Consider the following 22,419-nt stretch of genomic DNA (forward strand, 5'->3'; position numbering starts at 1 on the left):
ATGGGAAAGCCGACTGGATTTATGGAATATCAGCGCCAGGGGAATCCCACACAGTCCCCGCTGGAGCGCATCAGGCATTATAACGAGTTTCATCCCCGGCTGGGCCGGGAGGACCGGAGACGGCAGGGCGCCCGGTGCATGGAGTGCGGCGTGCCCTTCTGCCAGTCAGGCGCGGTGCTGAGCGGCATGGTATCCGGCTGTCCGCTGCACAACCTGGTCCCTGAGTGGAACGACCTGGTCTACACCGGAAACTTCGGCCACGCCCTGGAACGGCTGCTCAAGACCAACAACTTCCCGGAGTTCACCGGCCGGGTGTGCCCCGCCCTGTGCGAGGCGGCCTGCACCTGCGGCCTCCACGGCGACCCGGTGACCGTCAAGGAGAACGAGCTGGGCATCATTGAGGACGGCTGGGAGCGAGGGTTGCTCCAGCCCCGCCCGCCCAAAAGCCGCACCGGGAAACGGGTGGCTGTGGTGGGCTCCGGCCCCTCCGGGCTGGCCTGCGCCGACCAGCTCAACCACCGGGGCCACTCGGTCACCGTGTTCGAGCGGGAGGACCGGCCCGGCGGCCTGCTGATGTACGGCATCCCCAACATGAAGCTGGAGAAATCCATCGTCCAGCGGCGGCTGGACAAGATGGCCGCCGAGGGCGTGGAGTTCCGCACGGGCGTGGATGTGGGCAGGACGGTGACCGCCCAGGAGCTGCGGGAGCAGTATGACGCCGTGGTGCTCTGCTGCGGCGCCGCCAACCCCAGGGACCTGGCCGTTCCCGGCCGGGAGGCCGGCGGGGTCATGTTCGCGGTGGATTTCCTCAAGGAGACCACCCGCAGCCTGCTCAACTCCAACCTGACCGACGGGGCCTATCCCAGCGCCAGGGGCAAGCATGTGGTCATTGTAGGCGGCGGCGACACGGGCAACGACTGTGTGGGCACCTGCATCCGCCACGGCTGCGCCAGCGTGGTCCAGCTGGAGATGATGCCCAAGGCACCTGACGTCCGGACGGAGAACAATCCCTGGCCCGAGTGGCCCAGGGTGTGCAAGACGGACTACGGCCAGGAGGAGTGCATCGCGGTGTTCGGGCATGACCCCCGCATCTATCAGACCACGGTGACCGAGCTCATCCCGGGCGAGGACGGCAGCCTGAAGGCCATCAGGACCGTCAAGCTGGATGGGAAGCTCAAGCCTGTGGAGGGCACGGAGCAGGTGATGGACTGCGAACTGCTGCTCATTGCCGCCGGCTTCCTGGGACCCCAGAGCTATGTGCCGGAGGCCTTTGGGCTGGAGCTCACGCCCCGCTCCTGTGTGAAAACGGAAGCGGGAGGGTACGCCACCAACGTGCCCGGCGTCTTTACCGCCGGGGACATGCACCGGGGCCAGTCCCTGGTGGTGTGGGCCATCCAGGAGGGACGCTCCGCCGCCAGCGAGGTTGACACGTTCCTGATGGGATATACCGGTTGAGGTTTCACAGACGCTCGGCGGAAAAGCGCTTGTAAAAAGAGGAGGACACCCCTGAGGGTGTCCTCCTTTTAATATATATGAATGAGCTTTGCAGAAAAATAAAAAAGCTGGCCGCAACCGTATGGATACCGCCAGCATCCGGATTTGCACCCAAAACCAAATCGAAGCCCAGCGCAGCGGGTTCGATTTGGAGAGGAGCCGCGACAAAATGAGTGAGAGGTGACTTTTGAAAAAAGTCGCCGCGAACGATATGTCGTCCGCGGCGACGTGGTGCCGGTGACCGGACTCGAACCGGTACGCTGTCGCCAGCGGCGGATTTTGAGTCCGCTACGTCTACCAATTTCATCACACCGGCGTATGAGAGCAGGAAACGGACACCCGCCTCCAACTGCGTTACTCCGTATTATACAGGAAATCCGGCGGCATTTCAAGGAGAAGTTTGACAGAAGGGGAGGGGGCGGAAAAGGACGGGTTGCAATGGGCAGGAAAGTATGGCAGAATAGCTTCCGTGAGGGTACGGAGGGGTCCGTGCCCCGGAAGGAGAGAAATTATGTATTACAGCCTCTATCAGCTGGCCTGGTTCTTTCTGATTTACTCCCTGGCCGGATGGTGCATCAGCGTGGCGGCCGCTGCGGTGCGGCGCCATACCTTTGTCAACAGCGGCCTGCTCAACCTGCCGCTCAATCCGTCCTACGGCTTCGGCGCGGTGCTCTTCGCCGTGTTCCTGCCCGAGCTGGCCGAGCGCCCCTTTTTCCTGGTGGTGGGCGGCGCCATCATCGCCGCGGTAGTCACCTTCCTCTCCGGCTTCCTGCTGGAGCGCATCTTCCACCGCCGCTGGTGGGACTACACCAGACGGCGCTTCCAGTTCGAAGGGTACATATCCTTCCCGCTGCTGCTGATCTGGGGCCTGCTGGCCCTGGTGTCCATCTGGTTCCTGGACCCGCTGCTGGCCGGGCTGATTGACCGCCTTCCCGGCCTTGTGGGCCTGATTGTCCTGCTGGTGTGCTGGGGACTTGTGGCGGCCGACTTTGTGGTCTCCCTGGTGTCCGTGCTCCAGCTCCGCTTCCGGCTCAAGCGGCTGGCCCGCATGTCGGAGGATTTCCGGGATCTGTCCAATTTGTTCGGCAACGCCATCACCCGCAGGGTGCAGCGCCGTGTTCTCCGGGCCCACAACCTGGAGGCGGAAAAGCTGCTGGAGGCCCAGAGTGAGGCGCCGGAGAAGAGCGGCGTCTTTGCCGAGGGCTGCTGCTTCCACAAGCTGGTGTGGCTCTTTGTCATCGCCGCCTTCCTGGGCGACATCATCGAGACATTGTTCTGCCGGGTGACGGCGGGGGTGTGGATGAGCCGGAGCAGCCTGATTTACGGTGCATTCAGCGTGGTTTGGGGCCTGGGCGCGGTGATGTTCACCGCCGTGCTGTACAAATACAAGGACCGCAGCGACCGGTATATCTTCCTGGCCGGCACCATTCTGGGCGGCGCCTATGAGTATGCGTGCAGCGTGTTCACCGAGCTGGTGTTCGGCACCGTGTTCTGGGATTACAGCCACATCCCCTTCAATCTGGGGGGGCGCATCAACCTGCTCTACTGTTTCTTCTGGGGCATCGCGGCGGTGGTGTGGCTCAAGGGCATCTACCCCAAACTCTCCGGCCTGATTGAGCGGATTCCGCCCAAAATCGGCCGCATCGGTACCTGGGTGCTGGTGGTGTTCATGGTGTGCAACGCGGCGATCTCCGCCCTGGCCCTGGCCCGGTACACCCAGCGGCAGACCGTGCCCGACGCACCCACCACGGTCCTCTCCGACTTCCTGGACCGCCACTATTCCGACGAGCGGATTGAACACGTCTATCCCAACGCCATTCTGGTGGAGGAGTAGGCGGAGAAAACGGCCTTCGGCAGCCCGTAAATCGGGCACCGGAGGCCGTTTTTTGCGGGCCGGAGCGGGTTGTGCTGCACCTGCTCTTAACATCGGCCGGAAAATTTGGTATAATCATGCCGAAATACCCGCGGCGGGCCGGGCAGCCCGCCGGAGAGAAGAGAGAAGGGGTCGTATGACAGCCGAGCAGAAAACCAGCGTGCAGAACAGCATAGGCCGCCTGGTATTTGTGGGCCTGTGTATTTTGCTGGAGGTGCTGTGGATCGTCCTGCTGTGCATCAGGCTCAACGAGTATTCCGCCATTCTGAGCGTGTTTACCCGCCTGGCGGCGCTGGCGATTGTGCTGCGGCTGTACGGAAAGCATATCAACGCGGCCTTTAAAATGCCGTGGATGCTGCTCCTGCTGGCGTTTCCGGTGCTGGGTGTGTGCCTTTATCTGCTGATGGGCCGTCAGGGAACCACCAGACGGATGGCCCGGCGGTTTGAAGCGGTGGATCGGGCGCTGGAGCAGGCTATGCCCGCCGGGCCGGAGGGCACGGTGGAGGAGCTGAAGGCCCGGGATGCCGTGGCGGGCAATTTGGCGGGCTATCTCCAGCGCTTTGCAGGCTATCCCCTCTTCCGGAACACGGACGTGGCGTTTTACAGCGACGCCGCCGACGGGCTGGAGGCTCAGCTGCGGGATTTGGAGCAGGCGGAGCGGTTCATCTTTATGGAATACCACGCCGTACAGGAGGGCGCGGCCTTTGGGCGGCTGAAGGATGTGCTCTCCCGGAAGGCTGCCCAGGGAGTGGAGGTCCGTTTCCTCTACGATGATATCGGCAGCATCGGCTTTATCGACCGGGACTTCATCCGCCGCATGGAGCAGGCGGGGATACAGTGCCGGGTGTTCAACCCTGTCATCCCTGTGCTCAACGTGTTCATGAACAACCGGGACCACCGGAAAATCACCGTCATCGACGGCGCGGTGGGCTTTACCGGCGGGTACAATCTGGCCGATGAATACTTCAATCTGACCCACCCCTTCGGCCGCTGGAAGGACACCGGCATCCGCCTGGAGGGGGAGGCGGTGGTCAGCCTGACGGAGCAGTTCCTGGAGATGTGGAACGCCGTCCGGCCCACCGACAGCGACATGGGCGCCTACCTGACCAGGACTCCCTGCCGGAGCAGGGAGGACGCTTTTGTCCAGCCCTACGCAGACAGCCCCCTGGACCAGGAGTTTATGGGGGAAAACGTGTATCTGAGTATGGCGGAGGGGGCACAGGAGCGGGTGTGGTTCACCACGCCCTATCTCATCATCAGCGATGAGATGAACCGTGTGCTGGGCCTGGCGGCCCGGCGGGGTGTGGATGTCCGCATCATCACCCCCGGCATCCCAGACAAAAAGCTGGTGTACAGCGTCACCCGGTCCTACTATGCCGGTCTGGTCCGCAGCGGCGTGCGGATTTACGAGTACACGCCCGGTTTTATCCACGCCAAGCAGTGCGTGGCCGACGGAAAGACCGCCGTGGTGGGTACCATCAACATGGACTACCGCAGCCTGTATCTCCACTTTGAAAACGCGGTGCTCTTCCACGGCTGCACCGCGGTGGGGCAGGTGGAGCAGGATTTTCTGGACACCTTCCCCCAGTGCCGGGAGGTGACGGAGCAGTACAGCGCCCCGCGCTCCGCCGTGCTGCGGGGCGGACAGTGCCTGCTGCGGCTGTTTGCACCCCTGCTGTAACCGGCGCAATGCCGAGCTGTATCCCGCAGAGCGGCCTGCGGGATATAAAGGAGGACTTCCATTGAAAAGCAAAAAGAATTTCATCTCATCCAACACGGCGCTGAGCATTCTCATGCTGGTTCTGGTGGCTGTGCTGCTGACGTTCAGCATCTTCCTTGTGCGGACCAAGCTGCTGGAGAACACCCAGGACCTGGGCATGGCCCTGGCCCAGAGCTACGCCGTGGAGGAGGAGATGCACCTGGACAATTTCCGGCGGACCATCAACCTGGCCGCCGAGTATGTAAACGAGATTGACAGTGAGGCCGGAAACAGCGATGAAATCCAGCACTGGCTCAGCGAGTATTTTGCCAAGCTGACGGCGCTGCAGGGAAAGAGTATGGTGGACCCCTATGCGGTGATTGACGGGGAGATTGTGGCAGCCAATCCCTGGGACGGAGATGCCGATTACGACTATCAGACCACCGACTGGTACCGCAACGCGCTGGAGGCTGACGGCGAGGTGGTGTTCAGCGACGTGTACACCGACGCCATCACCGGCGCCCCTGTGTTCACCATCTCCAAGGCTCTGGAGCGCGGTGGAGATGTGCTGGCCATGGACGTCTATATCCGCAACCAGGGGCTCCACAATACGGCCCAGGCCCTGCCGGAAGACAGCTCCTACTACCTGTGCGACGCCGCCGGCACCATGCTCTACTCCGTGACTCAGTGGGATGCGGACGAGGAGACCCTTCAGACCTATGTCGACTACCTGCTGGCGGGAATTCAGGACGGCTCCCTCTCCGCTTACGACGCCTCCTTTGAAGACATGGAGGGGGTGGAGCGTGGAGCCTACTACTCGGTCATGAGCAACGGCTGGACTGTGATTATGACCATTCCCATCCGGGACATCCTTCTGGGGGACCGCAACGCGGCGGCAAACGTGCTGGCCGGTGTGGGTGTGCTGCTCTTTGTGGTCCTGACCGCCATGGTGATCCGGGATTTGCAGCAGAACAAGCGGATCAAAAAGGCGGGCAACACCATTCGGATTCTCAGCGACTCCTTTTACGCCGTCTACCGGGTGAACTTCCGCGAAGGGACCTATGAGGCCATCAAGATGTCCAGGGATCTGGAGCCCCAGATGCCCCGGACGGGAGGATACGACTTTCTGCTGGCCACGGTAAAGCAGGTGGTGGAGTCGGGGACCTACCAGGAATTTGAGCTGAGCTTTTCGCTGGAAAGCATCCGCCAGCGGGTGAGCGAGCACATCGCCGACTACGGCGGCGACTACCGGCGCCGTTTTGGCGAGATCTACAAGTGGGTGAATATCCGCACGCTTTACGATGAGAAGCTGGCGCCTGACGAGGTAATTCTCTGCTTCCGGGACGTGGATATTGAAAAGCGGCAGCAGCTCCAGCACACTATCATCCTTCAGGAGGCACTGGAGGCGGGGAAGAACGCCCTCAACAACAAACGCTTCGACCTGAAAAAGTATGTGGAGGAGGCGGCGGACATCTTCCGTGAGCAGGCGGAGCACCAGGGAAAGCACTTCTCCGCCGAGCTGGACATCCGCAACGAGATTGTGGTGGGTGATGAGTTCAAAATCGGACAGATTCTCAACAATCTCCTCTCCAACTCCCTGAAGTACAGCAATCCCGGCGCGGAAATCCGGCTGGAAATCCGGCAGTTTGACTTCCAGCGGCACAGCAAGTATCAGATTGTGGTGGAGGACACGGGAATCGGCATGTCCGAGCACTTCCTGGAGCACCTCTTTGACCCGTATTCCCGCGAGACCTGCTTCAGCAGCGCGGCCACCGTGGGTACCGGCCTGGGCATGCCCATTGTCAAGAGCCTGGTGCAGCAGATGAGCGGCGAGATTTCCGTGGAGAGCACCCTGGGGAAGGGGAGCCGGTTCACCGTCACCCTGCCGCTGGAGGCGGTGGCTGTGGAGGAGGACGCCCAGGAGAAAAGAAAGGAGGAGCAGGAGGCTCCCTTCCAGCTGGCGGGTCGGAAAATCCTTCTGGCCGAGGACAATGAGCTGAACATGGAAATTGCCACCGAGATTCTCAGCATGAACGGCGTGGAGGTGCTCCAGGCTGTCAACGGCGCGGAGGCGGTGCGTATCTTCCAGAGGGCGGCCCCTTATTCCATTGACGCCATTCTGATGGATATGCAGATGCCGGAGATGGACGGCTGCGAGGCGGCCAGGGCAATCCGGGCCCTAGACAAGCCGGATGCGGCCACAGTGCCCATCATCGCCGTGACCGCCAATGCCTTTGCCGAGGACATTGACAAGACCACCAAGGCGGGGATGAACGGACATATTTCCAAGCCCATTGACGTGGCGCTGCTCTACTAGGCGCTGGAGAAGTGCATCAAACACGAATAAGACAAAGAGCCCCGCGGAAAATTTTCCGCGGGGCTCTTTTCTGCCTTGACGATACTTTTCCCGTGTGCTACGCTAAAAGAGAAAATATATCGCGATACGATATATCACGATACGATAGAGGGGAGGACACATGGCGCAGAACACACCAATGACCGAAGCGATGTATTATTTGCTTCTGGCACTTCTGCGCCCCGCGCACGGCTACCGGTTGATGCAGCAGGTGTCGGAGGCGAGCGGGGGCCGCATTGCGATGGGCGCGGGGACGATGTACGGCCTTCTCTCCAAGATGGAAAAAGAGGGCCTGATTGCATTGGAAAAGCAGGACGAACGCCGCAAGACATATGCCCTGACTGACACCGGACGCGAGGCATTGCGCGCGGAATACCAGAGGCTGAGGGCGCTGGTGTCCGACGGCGAAAAGATGGAGGTGGACCGGCTGTGAAACGGGTTTACAGAATTTCTCTGCCCGTGTGGGCTGTCGCGGAGCGGGAGGAGTATTACGCGCGGATGGCCGCGCGCGGGCTGTTTGTCCGCCGCTGCGGGGCAGTTCTGACGCGCTTTGAGCGCGGTGAGCCGGCCAGGCGGCTATACCGCCTTGACGCCGCGCTCAGGCGCGGCGCAGAGCCGCCGGACGAGCAGCGCCGCCTGTATGAAGACAGCGGATGGGAGTTTGTGTGCAAGAGTGACTGGTTCAATCTGTACGCTGCCGCACCCGGTACGACGGAGCTGCACACCGACCCGGAGTGGCAGAGCGAGACGCTCGCGCCCGTGCGCCGCAGCCTGCGCAACGATGTGATCGCGAAGGCGGTCTACGCTGTGTTCTGGGTGGCGCTGCTGTTTGCGAACAGGCTGATGTTCAGCCGCGGTATGACGCTCGGCGACACGGTTTGCATCGCATTCGTGCAGCTGGGCTGGATTCTGCCCATACTGCTGCTGTTCGTCCTGGCGCTGGTCGCCTCCGTGGCCGCGGCGTTCGTACACTTTTCGCAGTATGTGCGCTGCCTGCGCGCTGGGAAAAGACCGGAAGGGGAGAGGCTGCGCCGGGGCATTCTGCTGCGGCGAGCGGAGACCGCGGCGACGGCGCTGCTGACCGCCACGCTGATTGTTTCATTCCTGTCGCTTCTGCCGCGTTCCGCACCGCTGGGAAGCGCCCCGGGCGACGGGCATCTGCTCCGCCTTGAGCAGATTGAGCCCGGCAACGAGCTGTTTTCCGGAACTGGCATGGGCGGCGTCGAGAGTGGCGCAGTGGACTTCTGCGCGTCGCCGCTGGCATCCTTCCAGCTGGACTGTACGCAGCTGAACGGCCCGGACGGCGGCTTCCCGGCGCTGTTTCAGCACTACGTCGAGGTCCGCGTTCCCGTCGGTACGAAAGCAGCCGCGCAGGCGATGGCGAAGAGAATCTTTCTGTATGACGCGGTTCCTATCGAAGAAAACGAGCTCCCCGAGGGTGTGGACTTCGCTCTGGTGAACGCGGAGATGGAGCAGACTGTCGAGCTGTGCGCCGTCAGCGGGAACAGGATTCTGACGGTGGAGTACATCGGCGGCGGCACCGCCGCTGCAGACATCCTCGAGCTGATGGCCGAGGCCCTGTCTGCGTGAAAGCACAAATTTATGCGGTGGAAGACAAAAAAGCGGGGCATGGCGTCTGCCATGCCCCGCTTGTATCAGGCTGGATTTCAGGACTTAGCCCAGCTGAGCCTTCGCCATCTCGGTGAGGGCGGTGAAGGCGGCCTTGTCGTTGACGGCCAGCTCAGCCAGCATCTTGCGGTTGATCTCCACGCCGGCCTTCTTCAGGCCGTTCATGAAGGTGGAGTAGTTCATGCCGTTCATCTTGCAGGCGGCGCTGATGCGGGTGATCCAGAGCTGACGGAAGTCGCGCTTCTTCAGCCGGCGGCCGGTGTAAGCGTACTTCAGGGACTTCATGACCTGCTCTTTGGCCATCTTGAAGTGCTTGCTCTTGGCGCCCCAGTAGCCCTTGGCCAGCTTGAGGACCTTATTTCTTCTCTTGCGCGTCATCATCGCGCCTTTAACTCTAGCCATTTGTTAAAAGCCTCCTATGTTATGAGTAAAAGGTAGTGTTCTTATTTGTAGGGAATCATGCGCTTGATGGCGGACTCGTTGGTCTTGTCCGCGTAAGCGCCGGCGCGGAGGCCTCTCTTGCGCTTGGTGTCCTTGCCGTGGCCGTTGAGCAGGTGGGACTTGAAGGCGTGGGCGCGCTTGACCTTGCCGCTCTTGGTGAGGTTGAAGCGCTTCTTGGCGCCGCTGTGGGTTTTAAGCTTAGGCATTTTCGTGATCTCCTTTACTGTTAAATACCTGGGACAGCCGCCGGGACAGCGGTTTTACTTCTTGGCGTCCTTACCGACCTTGGAGGACAGGAAGATGGACATGTGCCGTCCGTCCAGCTTGGGGTCCTTGTCCAGCGTGGCCACCTCGGCGCACTGCTCGGCAAACTTGAGCAGCAGGTCCTTACCGATCTCGGTATGGGCCATCTCGCGGCCGCGGAAGCGGACCGTCACCTTGACCCGGTCGCCGTCGGAGAGGAACTTCTGCGCATTGCGGACCTTCACATTGAAGTCGTTGACGTCAATGCCGGGAGACATGCGCACTTCCTTAATTTCAACCACACGCTGGTTCTTCCGCGCCTCTTTCTCCCGCTTCTGCTGCTCGAACTTGAACTTGCCGTAGTCCATGAGCTTGCAGACCGGAGGGACTGCGGTGGGAGAGATCTTGACCAGGTCCAGGCCCTGCTCCATGGCCTTCTCCAGAGCCTCTCTGGCGGACATGATGCCCAGCTGCGCGCCGTCGGCGCCGACCAGACGGACCTCTCTGTCCCGAATCTCCTCATTGAGCTGATGACCCTGTTTGCTGATAGGAAAGCACCTCCAATTCGTTAAGCAAGCCAAGCCTGCACCTGGCTGAAACCGCAAAAAAGCGGCTACCAACCGGTACCCGCGTCCAACACAACAACACCCGCCGCATCCTGTGGAGCGGCGCGCGCTGAACCATGTTGACCCCTTCGCCTGTGGCTGGAGGTGAGGACGGCGGTACCGTTCCTGCTTTATTGTGCTGATATACTTTACCACACAATTTCATTTTGGTCAAGTAAAAAATTGATAGAAAAATATTTGACAGGGCGGATGCGGGAAAAATGGTCAAAAGAGGCAAAAATACTGGGCCATTTGTTCAAAATGCCTGTCCCAACAAGGAAATATTACATGGAACTTGTAAAAAATTCGGACTAAACAGTCAAATGACGATTGCTCTTTGGTAAAGTCTGCGTTATAATAGCGTTGCAAGCCCAGGGAGGGACGGAGATAGGTCTGTTGCCGAACCTGGGCGATCTGTTTCTTGAAAGGAAGGTAGATCACATTGAAGAAGTCTCGTAAGATCCTGGCTCTTGTTCTGTCTCTGGCGATGGTCTTCGCGCTGGCCGCCTGCGGCAACCAGCAGACCGGCGGAGACACCAACAGCCCCGCTCCCTCCGGCAGCCAGCCTGTGGAGGACAGCCAGACCCCCGCTACCGAGCCCGCCGCTACCGACGTGAAGGTGGCCATGATCACCGACTATGGCGACATCACCGACCAATCCTTCAACCAGACCACCTATGAGGCCTGCAAGGCCTACTGTGAGCCCGCCGGCATCCCCTTCGAGTACTACAAGCCCGCCGGTGACTCCACCCCCGAGCGTGTGGCCATGATCGACGCCGCTGTGGCCGACGGCTACAACATCATCGTGCTCCCCGGCTACGCCTTCGCTGAGGCCATCAAGGAGACCGCTGACATGTACCCCGACACCACCTTCATCGCCCTGGACGTGGGCGAGGGCGACCTGGGTGCTGACTATGTGGTTCCCTCCAATGTGTACTGCGCCGTGTACCAGGAAGAGCTGTGCGGCTACATGGCCGGCTACGCCGCTGTGAAGCTGGGCTACACTCACCTGGGCTTCCTGGGCGGCATGGCTGTGCCCGCTGTCCAGCGCTACGGCTACGGCTACATCCAGGGCGCTGACGCTGCCGCCGCTGAGACCGGCGCTTCCGTCACTCTGGAGTACGTCTACGGCAACCAGTTCTTCGGCGACGCCGACATCACCGCTTACATGGACAACTGGTATCAGTCCCTGGGCGTTGAGGTCGTGTTTGCCTGCGGCGGCGGCATCTACACCTCCGCTGCTGAGGCCGCTGCCAAGGTCGGCGGCAAGGTCATCGGCGTGGACGTGGACCAGAGCGGCATCCTCGCTGCCTACGGTGAGGACATGACCGTTACCTCCGCCATGAAGGGTCTGGCCAACACCACCCAGCACATGATCGACGAGGCCGTCAACGGCAACTTTGCCAACTACGGCGGCAAGATCGACAGCCTGGGCCTGGTGTCCGGCGACGATCCCACTGCCAACTACGTCCAGCTGCCCATGGAGACCACTCAGTGGGGCGACGGCTTCTCCCAGGACGACTACAAGGCCCTGGTGAAGGCCATGTTCGACGGCGAGGTCACCGTCTCCAACGACGTGTCCGTGGCTCCTGCTGACAATGCTACCACCATCACTGTCAACAGCTACGACAACATCAAGTAAGAAACAGATCCTGAAAAGAGGGCGGGCCAGGTCCCGCCCTCTTTTTATTGAATGGATAAGTCAGACAAAAGCAGTGTGAATTTTCCTATAAAATCCGTCAAATTTCCTTGGAAGAAACCGATGGATATTGTATAATGATATTGTCAATTAAGCGCAAGGCGGCTTTGCCCTCCGGCAGAGGCCCGGCGCGGAACTATACGAGGGGGAGGTCGTCGGCTTGGAACAAGCATATGCTATCGAAATGCTGAACATCACCAAGAAGTTTCCCGGCATCATCGCAAACGACAACATCACGCTTCAGTTAAAAAAGGGAGAAATCCATGCCCTTCTGGGCGAGAACGGCGCAGGCAAGTCCACCCTGATGAGCGTGCTCTTCGGACTCTATCAGCCGGAGGAGGGCGTCATCAAAAAGGATGGCCAGGTGGTCTCCATCAAGAACCCCAACGACGCCAACGACCTGGGCATCGGCATGGTGCACCAGCACTTCAAGCTGGTTGAGGTGTTCACCGTTCTGGACAACATCATCCTGGGCGTGGAACCCACCAAGGGTCCCTTCCTGAAGAAGGACGAGGCCCGGAAAAAGGTCATGGCCCTCAGCGAGAAGTACGGACTGAAGGTAGACCCGGACGCCATGGTGGAGGATATCACCGTGGGTATGCAGCAGCGCACCGAGATTCTGAAAATGCTCTACCGGGACAACGAGATCCTCATCTTTGACGAGCCCACCGCCGTGCTCACTCCCCAGGAGATCGACGAGCTGATGGAGATCATGCGGGGCCTGCGGGCGGAGGGAAAGAGCATCCTCTTCATCACCCACAAGCTCAACGAGATTATGGCCGTGGCCGACCGCTGCACCGTCCTGCGCAAGGGCAAGTATATCGGCACCGTGGACGTGGCCCACACCACCAAGGAAGAGCTGTCCAAGATGATGGTGGGCCGCGACGTGGACTTTGTGGTCCACAAGGAGCCTGCCAAGCCCGGCGAGGTGGTGCTGGATGTGAAGGGGCTGACCGTAGCCTCCAAGGTCCACAAGAACAACGCCGTGAAGAACGTGTCCTTCCAGGCCCGGGCCGGAGAGATTGTCTGTATCGCCGGTATCGACGGCAACGGCCAGAGCGAGCTGGTGTACGGCCTGACCGGCCTGGAGCCCATTGTCTCGGGTACGGTCACCTTCAAGGGCCAGGACATCACCCACATGCCCATCCGCAAGCGCTCCACCTCCGGTATGAGCCATATTCCCGAGGACCGTCACAAGCACGGCCTGGTGCTGGACTACTCCCTGGAGAACAACATGGTGCTCCAGCGGTACTTTGAGCCCGAGTTTGTCCAGGCCGGCTTCATGAAGCGCAAGGCTATCCGCGCCTACGCCGAGCGGCTCATTGAGGAGTACGACGTCCGCTCCGGACAGGGTCCCATCACCATTGCCCGCAGCATGTCGGGCGGCAACCAGCAGAAGGCCATCGTGGCCCGTGAGATCGACAAGAATCCCGACCTGCTCATCGCCGTCCAGCCTACCCGCGGCCTGGACGTGGGCGCCATCGAGCACATCCACAGCCAGATTGTGGCCCAGCGGGATGCCGGTAAGGCCGTCCTCCTGGTCAGCCTGGAGCTGGACGAGGTTATGGCCCTGAGCGACCGCATCCTGGTCATGTACGAGGGTGAGATCGTGGGCGAGCTGGACCCCAAAACCACCACGGTGGAAGAAATGGGCCTGTACATGTCGGGCGCCAAGAGGGAGGGGAAATAAAGGATGAAGCAAGGAAAAAAGTCCGGTTCCATCTGGAAAAACAAAGGCGTTCAGTCGCTGGCCGCCTCGCTGCTGTGCATCCTGATCGGACTGTTGGTGGGCTATATCGTCCTGCTCATCATCAATCCCGCCGGCGCGACGGAAGCCATCAAGACCATTGTGGAGAACTTCCTCTACTATCCCAGCCCCGCGGCACAGCTGAAGTATCTGGGCAACACCCTGGTCAAGACTGTGCCCCTGATTATGTGCTCCCTGTCCATCCTGTTTGCCTATAAGGTGGGCCTGTTCAACATCGGCGCCGCCGGTCAGTACGTGGTGGGCGCGGGCGCCAGCCTCTACTGTGCCCTTGCCTTCGGCATGCCCTGGTATGTGTGCCTTATCGCTGCCATCGTTGCCGGCTGCATCCTGGGCGGCATCTCCGGCGCTCTGAAGGCCTACTGCAACGTCAATGAGGTTATCTCCTGCATCATGCTCAACTGGATCAGCCTCTACGCGGTCAACATGCTGCTGGCCAACGTGAAGGAGACCGCCAGCCCCTACACCCTGACCCTCTCCAGCACCAATCCCGGCGCCATCCTGCCCAGCCTGGGTCTGGGCAGCTTCTTCAGCAACAACCAGTACGTGACCATCGCCATCCCCCTGGCCGTCATCATCTCCATCGTGGTGTGGGTGGTGCTGGAGAAGACCATGTTCGGCTATGAGCTGAAGGCCACCGGCTTCAACAAGTATGCTGCAAAGTACTGCGGTATGAAGGAGAAGCGGAACATCATCCTCACCATGGTCATTGCCGGCGGACTGGCCGCCATGGGCGCGGGTATGTTCTACCTCACCGGCTTCGAGCAGTGGCAGACCACCGCTTCCTCTGTGCCCGCCATGGGCTTCAACGGCATCGCCGCCGCCTTCCTGGGCGGCCTGAACCCCATCGGCGCCATCTTCTCCTCCTACTTCATCCAGCATATCACCAACGGCGGCGCCTACGTGGACAAGACCATGTACTCCGCCCAGATTGCTGACTTTATCTCTGCCCTGATCATCTACCTGTGCGGCTTCGTGCTGTTCTTCAAGAGCTTCATGGACAAGCGGGCTGACCGCAAGGCGGAAGCCAAGGCTCTGGCTGCTAAGAATGATGGTGAAAACGGGAAAGGAGGGGACAAGTAATGGTACTGCTCATTCAGTATACACTGATTTTTGCCTCCGTCCTGATCCTGGTGGCGTTGGGCGGCTGCTTCTCGGAGCACTCCGGCGTCATTAACATCGGCCTGGAGGGCATCATGGTCATGGGTGCCCTGGGCGGCGCACTGATGATGAAGTTCCTGCCCGCCGGCACTTCCGCGCCAGTGATGATCCTGCTGGTGGTCCTGGCCGCCATGGGTCTGGGCCTGGTATACTCCCTGCTGCTGGCCGTGGCCGCCATCAACTTCAAGGCGGACCAGACCCTGGTGGGTACCGCCATGAACCTGCTGGGCACCGCTGCCGCCACCGTGTTCGTCAAGGCTATGAACACCGCGGAGAACGTGAATAACGTCTCCTCCACCATCCAGTATATCGAGCCTAAGAAGGCCTTTATCGTCAACATCGCCGGCTTTGAGTTCAACTGGTTCATGCTCCTGGCCCTCATCGCCCTGGTGCTGGCCTATGTGACTTTGTACAAGACCCGCTTCGGTCTGCGCCTGTGTGCCTGCGGCGAGCATCCCCAGGCTGCCGACTCCGTGGGTATCAACGTGTACAAGATGCGTTATGCCGGCGTGCTCATCTCCGGCGTGCTGGGCGGTCTGGGCGGTATCGTTTATATCACCGCCGGCGTCAGCGAGTGGAAGTTTGAGAACGGCGTGGCCGGCTTCGGCTTCCTGGCCCTGGCCGTCATGATCTTCGGCCAGTGGAAGCCCACCCGCATCGCCCTGGCCGCTCTGGTGTTCGGCCTGTTCCGTGCCCTGGGCAACGTGTACACCGGCTTCGACTTCCTGGCTGCCCTCAACCTGCCCAGCAGCGTGTACAACATGCTGCCCTATATCATCTCCCTTATCATCCTGGCCTTTACCTCCAGCAAGTCCCGCGCACCCAAGGCCGAGGGTATTCCCTACGACAAGGGACAGCGCTGACGGCATCCGCTATACGCCAACCAAATGCGGCATCCGGTTATCCGGATGCCGCATTTTTTAAATACTTTGTTTGACCGATTCGGTCAAACATGCTATAATGGATTTGACCGGTTCGGTCAAACTCGAGAGGGGAGTGGTGTCAAATGGAGGACGGCCGGGCAAATTTTCAGAACCTGCCGCCGGAAAAGCAGCGGAATATCATTGACGCCGGATTGAACGCCTTTGGCAGGAACGGCTATACCAAGACCTCCATGAACGACGTGGCCAAGGCTGCCGGTATCAGCAAGGCGGCACTGTTCTACTATTTCGGTACCAAGCAGGCGCTGTATCAATACCTCTTCCGGTTTTCCTGCGAGATCATTTCACGGGAGATGCGGGAGGGAAACGACGATTTCTTTGACTGCCTGTGGCTGGCCAGCGAGATCAAGCTGCGGGTGATGCAGTCCTACTCCGGCCTGTATCCCTTTCTGCTGTCCCTTGTGAAAGAGGACGACCGGCAGCTGGAGCAGGAGCTGGAGCGGTCAAACCAGTGTCAGATTCAGCAGGCGGCGGCGCTGGTCTTCCGGAATGTGAACTGGGAGAAGCTGAAGCCGGAGGTAGACCGGGTCAGCGCGTATCAGATGGTGACCTATGTGTCAGGCGGATTTATCCGTGACCACGCGGAGGAGCCGCCGGAGAAGATTATGGAAGGGCTGAAGCCGCTCCTGGAGCTGCTGAAAAAGGCGTTGTACAGGGAGGAGTATCTATGAGTGTCATCCGGATCGAGCATCTGACCCGGGACTACGGGGGAGGAAAAGGGGTCTTTGACCTGACCATGGACGTGGGGGAGGGAGAGGTGTTCGGCTTCCTGGGCCCCAACGGCGCGGGAAAGACCACCACCATCCGCCACCTGATGGGCTTCATCAAGGCCAGCAGCGGCAGCTGCACCATTGCCGGGCACGACTGCTGGCGTGAGGCGGTCCAGATTCAGAAGAACCTGGGGTATATCCCCGGAGAGATCTGCTTCTTCGACGAGATGAGGGGCGACGAGTATCTCGCCTTTATCAGAAAATACCGGGGGCTCCCGGACAGCGGCAGAATGAAGGAGCTGCTGGAGCGGTTTGAGATTGACCCCAAGGGCAGAATCAAGAAGATGAGCAAGGGTATGAAGCAGAAAATCGGCATTGTGGCCGCCTTCATGCACGACCCGGGCATTCTGATTCTGGACGAACCCACCAGCGGCCTGGACCCGCTGATGCAGAACCGGTTTATTGAGCTGATTCAGGAGGAGAAGGGACGGGGCAAGACCATCCTCATGTCAAGCCATATGTTTGAGGAGGTGGACCGGACCTGCGACCGGATTGGCATTATCCGTGACGGCAGGCTGGTGGCCATGGACAGCGCCCAGGCTCTGCGGGAGCGGCACGTCAAGACCTATACGGTCACTCTGGACCAGGAGCAGACAGCGGCGGAATTTGCCAGGGAGTTCGGCGGCAGGCAGGACCCGGAGCAGCCGAGAAGGGTCACCGTCACCGCCCGGCAGTCGCTGGAGGAAATTTTCCTGCACTACTATGGGGGTGACCGGACATGATCAATCTGACGCTGTACAAGAAGGAGCTGAAGAGCTCCTGGAAGCTGCTGGTGATCATTGCGGGCGTTCTGACCCTCTACATCACCATGATCATCGGCATGTTTGACCCGGAGATGGCCGATGCCCTCAAGCAGTTTGAAGAGCTGATGCCCGAGGTGATGGCGGCGGTGGGCATGACGGGCACGGGGGACACCCTGGCCGGATTCATGATCTCCTACCTCTACGGCATGCTCATGCTGGTGTTCCCCATGGTGTACACCATCATCCGCTCCAACGGCCTGGTGGCCAAATATGTGGACCGGGGCAGCATGGCCTCCCTGCTGGCGGCGCCGGTGCATCGCACCACCGTGGCCCTCACCCAGCTGGCCGTGCTCTTTACGGGCATTTTCCTGCTGCTGGGCTACTGCACCGCCCTGGAGCTAGCCACAGCCCAGGCCCTGTTCCCGGGAGAGCTGGCGGCGGCGGAGCTGCTGCGGCTCAATGTGGGATTGCTGTTCCTCCAGCTGTTCATCGGCGGCTTCTGCTTCCTGTGCTCCTGCGCCTTCCAGGACACCAGATACAGCCTGGCCTTTGGGGCGGGTGTGCCGGTGCTCATGTATGTGGTGCAGATGCTGGCCAACATGGGCGGCAAGCTGGAGAACATGAAGTACGCCACCATCTTCTCCCTCTATCAGGCCGAGGGCCTGGTGAGCGGAGAGAGCGGAGCATGGCTGTGCGCGGGCATTCTGCTGGCGGGCGCTGTCCTCCTCTCGGCGCTGGCCGTTGCGGTATTCCGGCGCAGAGACCTGCACCTGTAAGAAAACGGCCTGTCTGTCAATTTGGCAGACAGGCCGTTTTCTATGCTTTTTCAGGAAATTGACAAGGAAAAGGGCGCCAGGGTTGACATCTGCATGTGATGCGTATACAATAATTGCACATGCAATAATAAGAACTGCAACTGAGGAGGGACGGCCTGTGCTTCTGCGGATTTTCTCCTACCTGAAGCCCTATCGGAAATACACCATACTGGCGGTGCTCTGTATCGCCATCGAGGCGGTCTTTGAGCTGATTATCCCCTTCCTGATGGCGGACATCGTGGATGTGGGCGTCAAAAACGGGGATACGGTGTACATATTCACACGGGGCGCCATGATGGGCGTGTGCGCCCTGCTGGCCCTGCTCTTCGGCGCGGGCAGCGCACGGTTTGCCGCCATCTGCGGCCAGGGTCTGGGCGCAGAGCTGCGGAAGGAGGAGTACCGCAAGATTCAGGCCTTCTCCTTCGCCAATACCGACCGGTTCCAGACCTCCTCGCTGGTCACCCGGCTCACCAGTGACGTGACCGCCGTACAGAACGCGGTGGCCACCGGCCTGCGGCCCGGCGTCCGGTCCCCCATCATGATGATTATGGCACTGGCTCTGTCCTTCCGCATGAGCCCCAGGCTGGCGATGGTCTTCCTGGTGGCGGCGCCTCTGCTGGGCATCCTGCTGTGGCAGATTGTCAGGCGGGTGCGGCCCATGTACGGCAGGATGCAGGGCGCCATGGACCAGGTCAACCGGATCATTCAGGAGAACCTGACTGCCATCCGGGTGGTAAAGGCCTGCGTCCGGGGCGATTACGAGGTGGAGAAGTTCGAGGAGGTCAACAAAAACCTGCGGGACACCACCGAGCGGGCCTTCCGTCTGGCGGCCCTGAACATGCCCGCCATGCAGCTCATCATGTACAGCACCATCCTGGCCATCCTCTGGTTCGGCGGACGGCTGACCATGGTGGGGGGCATGGAGGTGGGCGACTTGACCGGCTTCCTCAGCTATGTGCTCCAGGTGCTCAACTCTCTGATGATGTTCTCCGCCGTATTCCTCCTGCTCACCCGGTCCCTGGCCTCCTGCCGCCGGATTCTGGAGGTCATGGACGAGGAGATCGACATCACCGAGACCCCCGGCGTCACCGACCCTGACGCCAGGGTGGAGCGGGGTGAGATTGTGTTCGACGACGTGACCTTCCGCTACCGGGCAGGGGAGGGCGAGAACGTACTGGACCATGTGTCCTTCCGTATTGAGGCGGGGCAGACGGTGGGCATTCTGGGCCAGACCGGCTCGGCCAAGTCCACCCTGGTCCAGCTCATTCCCCGGCTCTACGACGTCACCGACGGCGCGGTGTATGTGGACGGCCGCAACGTGAAGGAGTACCCCCTGGAGCACCTGCGGGACGCCATCGCCATGGTGCTCCAGAAGAACACCCTCTTCTCCGGCACGGTGAAGGACAATCTCCGCTGGGGCAACGACCACGCCACCGACCAGGAGATTGACGCCGCCTGCCGCATCGCCTGCGTGGACGAGTTCATCGACCGGCTCCAGAACGGGTACGACACCGAGCTGGGCCAGGGGGGCGTCAACGTATCCGGCGGCCAGAAGCAGCGGCTGTGCATCGCCCGGGCCATCCTGAAGCGCCCCAAGGTGCTCATCCTGGATGACTCCACCTCCGCGGTGGACACGGCCACCGAGGCCAAAATCCGCCAGGGCCTGGCCGAAGGCCTGCCCGGCACCACCAAGATTATCATCGCCCAGCGGGTGACCTCCGTCCAGGACGCCGACCAGATCCTCATCCTGGAGGACGGAAAAATCAGCGCCGTGGGCACTCACGAGAGCCTGATGGCCTCCAACACCTTCTACCAGGGGCTCTATCAGTCTCAGCAGAAAGGAGCGCTGGAATAATGGCTGCAATGGTAAGAGGCCGGGGGCCCAAGGACACCAAAAAGACCGTGCTCCAGCTGATGCGCTACCTGGGCCGGCACAAGCTGGCCCTCATCGCCGTGGCGGTGATGGTGTTCATCGGCAGCGGCGCCAATATTTTCGGCACCTATCTGCTCAAGCCGGTCATCAACCAATATGTGCTGCCCGGAGATGTGGGCGGACTGCTGACCATGCTGCTGATGATGGGCGTGATGTACCTGGCGGGCGTCACCGCCACCTGGGGCTACAACCAGCTCATGGCCCACACCGGCCAGCAGGTGGTGGCCGAGATCCGGGCTGACCTGTTTGCCCACGTCCAGACCCTGCCCCTGCGGTACTTTGACGCCCACACCCACGGCGAGCTGATGAGCCGCTTTACCAACGACGTGGACACCCTCACTAACATGCTCAACAACTCCTTCACCATGATCATCCAGAGCGGCATTATGGTGGTGGGTACCATTACCATGCTGCTGGTGCTCAATTTCAAGCTGTCCCTGATTGTCATCGCCTTCCTGGCGGCCATGGCCCTGTTCATCCGCTGGAACGGCAGGCGCAGCCGCCGGTACTACAACGAGCAGCAGGCCCGGCTGGGCGACCTGAACGGCTTCATTGAGGAGATGGTCTCCGGCCAGAAGGTGGAGAAGGTGTTCAACCACGAGCCCCAGGACTTTGAGGAGTTCTGCCGCAGGAACGAGGCCCTGCGGAAATCGGCCACCAAGGCCGTCACCTACTCGGGCATGACGGTGCCCACCATCGTCAGCCTGTCCTACTTCAACTACGCCGTGTCCGCCTGCGTGGGCGGCATGTTCGTCCTCTCCGGGCTGATGGACCTGGGCAGCCTGTCAGCTTACCTGGTGTATGTCCGGCAGAGCGCCATGCCCATGAACCAGTTCACTCAGCAGGTCAACTTGCTGATGGCGGCCCTGGCGGGCGCGGAGCGTATTTTTGAGATGATGGAGGAGCAGCCTGAGGTGGATGAGGGCAAGGTCACCCTGTGCCGCGCCCGGGAGAGGGCTGACGGCACCCTCACCGAGGACGCCGACGGCATCTACGCCTGGCGGGTGCCCCAGGCCGGCGGGACGGTCAGGCTGGTGCCGCTCCGGGGGGACGTGCGGTTCCACAACGTGGTGTTCGGCTACAACAGCAAAAAGACCATCCTCCACGGCATTGACCTCTTTGCCAAGCCGGGGCAGAAGATCGCCTTTGTGGGCTCCACCGGCGCGGGCAAGACTACCATCATCAACCTCATCAACCGGTTCTATGAGCTCAATGAGGGCACCATCACCTACGACGGCATTGACCTGCGGGACATCCGTAAGGACGACCTGCGCCGGTCCATGGCCATGGTCATCCAGGATGCCCACCTCTTCACCGGCACCATCCTGGAGAACATCCGGTATGGCAGGCTGGACGCCACCGATGAGGAGGTGAAGGCGGCGGCCAAGCTGGCCAACGCCGACTCCTTCATCCGCCGCCTGCCTGACGGGTACAACACCATGCTCACCTCCGACGGCGCCAATCTGTCCCAGGGCCAGCGCCAGCTGCTCACCATCGCACGGGCCGCCGTGGCGGCGCCGCCGGTGCTGGTGCTGGACGAAGCCACCAGCTCGGTGGACACCCGCACCGAGCAGCTCATTGAGCTGGGCATGGACCGGCTCATGGAGGGCCGCACCGTGTTTGTCATCGCCCACCGGCTCTCCACCGTCCGCAACGCCCAGGCCATTCTGGTGCTGGAGCAGGGGCGGATCATCGAGCGGGGCAATCACGAGGAGCTGCTGGCCCAGAAGGGCCGGTATTACCAGCTCTACACCGGCCAGTTCGAGCTGGAGTAAGGGGGGAACACTGTGGAAAAGGATGCGCTGCGGACCATTTTGTTTCAGATGGAGCTGAGCCGCCGCCGGCTGATCCAGCCCTGGTTCTCCGGCCTGGGGCTCACCCTGGGCCAGGGCCAGCCCCGGATTCTCGCCCGGCTTCTCCAGGGGGACGGACTGACCCAGCGGGAGCTGGCCGACGCCTGCTCCCTGGACGCCGCCACCCTCTCCCGGGCGCTGGACCGGCTGGAGGAGATGGGGCTCATCCGCCGGGAGGAGCACCCGGGCAGCCGGCGGTCCTATCTGGTCCGGCTCACCGACGCCGGGCGGGAGAAGGCCGCCAAGGTACAGGAGGGCTTTGACCGGGTGGACGATCTGCTCTGCCAGGGCTTTTCTCAGGAGGAGCAGGAACGGCTCCGGCGGGATTTGGAGCATATCCGGACGAACCTGGACCGGTGCGAAACCCTGTTCGGGGGAAAATCCACCTGACAAGTGGGA

Annotated in this window: 19 protein-coding genes and 1 tRNA gene; 16 read left to right on the forward strand and 4 right to left on the reverse strand. The window is 61.1% G+C overall.

Annotation, left to right across the window (positions count from 1 at the left end; genetic code table 11):
* Complete coding sequence (locus ACOX7T_RS03165; RefSeq protein WP_433439826.1) at window positions 1-1,455, forward strand: glutamate synthase subunit beta; 1,455 nt, start codon at window positions 1-3, stop codon at window positions 1,453-1,455.
* Window positions 1,456-1,723: 268 nt separating this feature from the next.
* Here the strand turns inward: ACOX7T_RS03165 and ACOX7T_RS03170 are convergent.
* A tRNA-Leu gene (locus ACOX7T_RS03170) sits at window positions 1,724-1,810 on the reverse strand.
* Window positions 1,811-2,005: 195 nt separating this feature from the next.
* Between ACOX7T_RS03170 and ACOX7T_RS03175 the strand changes: the two genes are divergently transcribed.
* The 5 genes from ACOX7T_RS03175 to ACOX7T_RS03195 all read left to right on the forward strand — a co-directional run bounded on the left by ACOX7T_RS03175 (window position 2,006) and on the right by ACOX7T_RS03195 (window position 9,012).
* The gene (locus ACOX7T_RS03175) at window positions 2,006-3,328 is read left to right on the forward strand and encodes a putative ABC transporter permease (protein WP_433439828.1); all 1,323 of its coding nucleotides are present in this window, start codon (window positions 2,006-2,008) and stop codon (window positions 3,326-3,328) included.
* 175 nt (window positions 3,329-3,503) lie between these two features.
* The gene (gene cls, locus ACOX7T_RS03180; protein ID WP_433439830.1) at window positions 3,504-5,048 is read left to right on the forward strand and encodes a cardiolipin synthase; all 1,545 of its coding nucleotides are present in this window, start codon (window positions 3,504-3,506) and stop codon (window positions 5,046-5,048) included.
* A 61-nt stretch (window positions 5,049-5,109) separates the two neighbouring features.
* On the forward strand, window positions 5,110-7,383 hold the full coding sequence (locus ACOX7T_RS03185) for an ATP-binding protein (protein ID WP_433439832.1): 2,274 nt from the start codon (window positions 5,110-5,112) through the stop codon (window positions 7,381-7,383).
* 160 nt (window positions 7,384-7,543) lie between these two features.
* Complete coding sequence (locus ACOX7T_RS03190; RefSeq protein ID WP_433439834.1) at window positions 7,544-7,855, forward strand: PadR family transcriptional regulator; 312 nt, start codon at window positions 7,544-7,546, stop codon at window positions 7,853-7,855.
* On the forward strand, window positions 7,852-9,012 hold the full coding sequence (locus tag ACOX7T_RS03195; protein ID WP_433439836.1) for a DUF2812 domain-containing protein: 1,161 nt from the start codon (window positions 7,852-7,854) through the stop codon (window positions 9,010-9,012). The genes ACOX7T_RS03190 and ACOX7T_RS03195 overlap by 4 nt, the downstream gene beginning before the upstream one ends.
* An 84-nt stretch (window positions 9,013-9,096) precedes the next feature.
* Here ACOX7T_RS03195 and rplT read toward each other — a convergent pair whose 3' ends face one another.
* From rplT to infC, 3 genes are read right to left on the reverse strand one after another with little or no spacing between them, the layout of a single operon-like run.
* The gene (gene rplT, locus ACOX7T_RS03200; protein WP_006574163.1) at window positions 9,097-9,453 is read right to left on the reverse strand and encodes a 50S ribosomal protein L20; all 357 of its coding nucleotides are present in this window, start codon (window positions 9,451-9,453) and stop codon (window positions 9,097-9,099) included.
* A gap of 41 nt (window positions 9,454-9,494) precedes the next feature.
* A complete protein-coding gene (rpmI, locus tag ACOX7T_RS03205) occupies window positions 9,495-9,698 on the reverse strand; it encodes a 50S ribosomal protein L35 (RefSeq protein ID WP_006574162.1) in 204 nt (67 codons plus the stop codon).
* Window positions 9,699-9,752: 54 nt separating this feature from the next.
* Entirely contained in the window at window positions 9,753-10,316 is a 564-nt protein-coding gene (infC, locus tag ACOX7T_RS03210) for a translation initiation factor IF-3 (protein ID WP_433439838.1), read from the reverse strand.
* A 466-nt stretch (window positions 10,317-10,782) separates the two neighbouring features.
* On the opposite strand from infC, the gene ACOX7T_RS03215 reads away from it, so the two are divergent.
* From ACOX7T_RS03215 to ACOX7T_RS03260, 10 genes are all read left to right on the forward strand, one after another.
* A complete protein-coding gene (locus tag ACOX7T_RS03215; RefSeq protein ID WP_433439840.1) occupies window positions 10,783-11,982 on the forward strand; it encodes a BMP family lipoprotein in 1,200 nt (399 codons plus the stop codon).
* Window positions 11,983-12,223: 241 nt separating this feature from the next.
* A complete protein-coding gene (locus ACOX7T_RS03220; RefSeq protein WP_433440113.1) occupies window positions 12,224-13,729 on the forward strand; it encodes an ABC transporter ATP-binding protein in 1,506 nt (501 codons plus the stop codon).
* 3 nt (window positions 13,730-13,732) lie between these two features.
* The gene (locus tag ACOX7T_RS03225) at window positions 13,733-14,887 is read left to right on the forward strand and encodes an ABC transporter permease (RefSeq protein WP_433439842.1); all 1,155 of its coding nucleotides are present in this window, start codon (window positions 13,733-13,735) and stop codon (window positions 14,885-14,887) included.
* Complete coding sequence (locus ACOX7T_RS03230; RefSeq protein ID WP_433439844.1) at window positions 14,887-15,828, forward strand: ABC transporter permease; 942 nt, start codon at window positions 14,887-14,889, stop codon at window positions 15,826-15,828. Before ACOX7T_RS03225 ends, ACOX7T_RS03230 begins: the two co-directional genes overlap by 1 nt.
* Before the next feature lie 143 nt (window positions 15,829-15,971).
* A complete protein-coding gene (locus ACOX7T_RS03235) occupies window positions 15,972-16,577 on the forward strand; it encodes a TetR/AcrR family transcriptional regulator (protein WP_433439846.1) in 606 nt (201 codons plus the stop codon).
* Window positions 16,574-17,398: an ABC transporter ATP-binding protein gene (locus tag ACOX7T_RS03240; protein WP_433439848.1), complete on the forward strand. Its 825-nt coding sequence runs from the start codon at window positions 16,574-16,576 to the stop codon at window positions 17,396-17,398. The genes ACOX7T_RS03235 and ACOX7T_RS03240 overlap by 4 nt, the downstream gene beginning before the upstream one ends.
* The gene (locus ACOX7T_RS03245) at window positions 17,395-18,195 is read left to right on the forward strand and encodes an ABC transporter permease subunit (RefSeq protein ID WP_433439850.1); all 801 of its coding nucleotides are present in this window, start codon (window positions 17,395-17,397) and stop codon (window positions 18,193-18,195) included. Before ACOX7T_RS03240 ends, ACOX7T_RS03245 begins: the two co-directional genes overlap by 4 nt.
* A gap of 157 nt (window positions 18,196-18,352) precedes the next feature.
* The gene (locus ACOX7T_RS03250; protein ID WP_433439852.1) at window positions 18,353-20,089 is read left to right on the forward strand and encodes an ABC transporter ATP-binding protein; all 1,737 of its coding nucleotides are present in this window, start codon (window positions 18,353-18,355) and stop codon (window positions 20,087-20,089) included.
* Window positions 20,089-21,942 carry an ABC transporter ATP-binding protein gene (locus ACOX7T_RS03255; RefSeq protein ID WP_433439854.1) on the forward strand — a complete coding sequence of 618 codons (1,854 nt, stop codon included), beginning with the start codon at window positions 20,089-20,091 and terminating at the stop codon, window positions 21,940-21,942. The genes ACOX7T_RS03250 and ACOX7T_RS03255 overlap by 1 nt, the downstream gene beginning before the upstream one ends.
* 12 nt (window positions 21,943-21,954) lie before the next feature.
* Entirely contained in the window at window positions 21,955-22,410 is a 456-nt protein-coding gene (locus ACOX7T_RS03260) for a MarR family winged helix-turn-helix transcriptional regulator (protein WP_433439856.1), read from the forward strand.
* The last annotated feature ends 9 nt before the right edge of the window (window positions 22,411-22,419 follow it).

Origin of the sequence: Pseudoflavonifractor sp., assembly GCF_050943825.1 — a bacterium.
Taxonomy (GTDB): domain Bacteria; phylum Bacillota; class Clostridia; order Oscillospirales; family Oscillospiraceae; genus Pseudoflavonifractor.